This window comes from Streptomyces sp. NPDC015139 (assembly GCF_043079785.1).
Taxonomy (GTDB): domain Bacteria; phylum Actinomycetota; class Actinomycetes; order Streptomycetales; family Streptomycetaceae; genus Streptomyces; species Streptomyces albidocamelliae.
In genome coordinates this window covers 1-1,082 of record NZ_JBIBUW010000073.1, presented here as the reverse complement: position 1 = coordinate 1,082, position 1,082 = coordinate 1, and the positions used below count along the sequence as shown (strand labels likewise).

The following is a 1,082-nucleotide window of genomic DNA, read 5'->3' as shown; positions in this document are numbered from 1 at the left end:
CTAGGGCCTGTGTGGTGTCGTGATCAGTTCCTGGGTTCTGGCCTCTTCGTGGGGTGGAACCCGGTAGGACTGTGGTCGTGACACGCAGGCAACTCACCAATGCCCAGTGGAAGTTCATTGAGCCGTACCTGCCGATCGGGAGGTACGGCCCGTACCCGGAACGGCTGCGTGAGCAGTTCGAAGGGGTGGTCTGGCGATTCCGGTCCAGCGGTCAGTGGCGTGAGATGCCCGCCGAGTTCGGCCCATGGGCCACCGTCTACGGACGCTTCCGCGCCTGGCGGGACGCCGGCGTGTTCTCCGCCCTGCTGGAAGGCCTGATCGCCGAGGGAGCCCGGGCCGGACAGAGCGACTTGTCGCTGGTCAGCGTGGATTCCACCACGGTCCGCGCCCACCACGACGCCGCAGGCCTGCGTGTCAGCAAGCACCTCATGAACGCCATGGAGGAAGCCGCGCAGGAACAGGAGACCGCACGGCAAAAAGGGGCGAACCGGAGGAACAGAACGGACAGGCCGAACGCCGGCGGACCCGGCGCAGGCGCAAGCTCCGCCTGAATGAAGCCCTGCTCGGCAGGTCCCGGGGCGGACTGACCAGCAAACTCCATCTCGCTGCAGACCGCAGGTGCCGACCGCTCGCAATGGTGCTGACCGCAGGGCAGGCCGGGGACAGCCCGCAGTTCATCCCCGTGCTCAAGAGTGTCCGAGTCCGCCTGCCCGTCGGCCGTCCTCGCACCAGGCCCAGCGCGGTCGCCGCGGACAAGGCCTACTCGTCCCACGGCAATCGGTCCTACCTGCGCAAACGCGGAATCAAGGCGGTGATCCCCGAGAAGAAGGACCAGGCCGCGAACCGGAAGAAGAAGGGCGGCGGAGGCGGCCGGCCTGTCACCTACGACGCAGACCTCTACAAAGAGCGGAACACGGTCGAGCGCCTGATCAACAAATTGAAGGCCTGGCGAGGCATCGCCACGCGATACGACAAGTCACCCGAAAGCTATATCGCAGGCCTCCACCTCCGCGCCGCAATGATCTGGATCGACGACCTCCTGAAGACCACCGACTGATCACGACATCACACAGGCCCTAGTG

The 1,082-nt window shown here is 65.9% G+C and carries 1 pseudogene; it reads left to right on the top strand.

Annotated features, from left to right (window positions below):
• Positions 1 to 77: 77 nt before the first annotated feature.
• A pseudogene (locus ACF08B_RS41670) lies at positions 78 to 1,057 on the top strand (IS5 family transposase).
• The last annotated feature ends 25 nt before the right edge of the window (positions 1,058 to 1,082 follow it).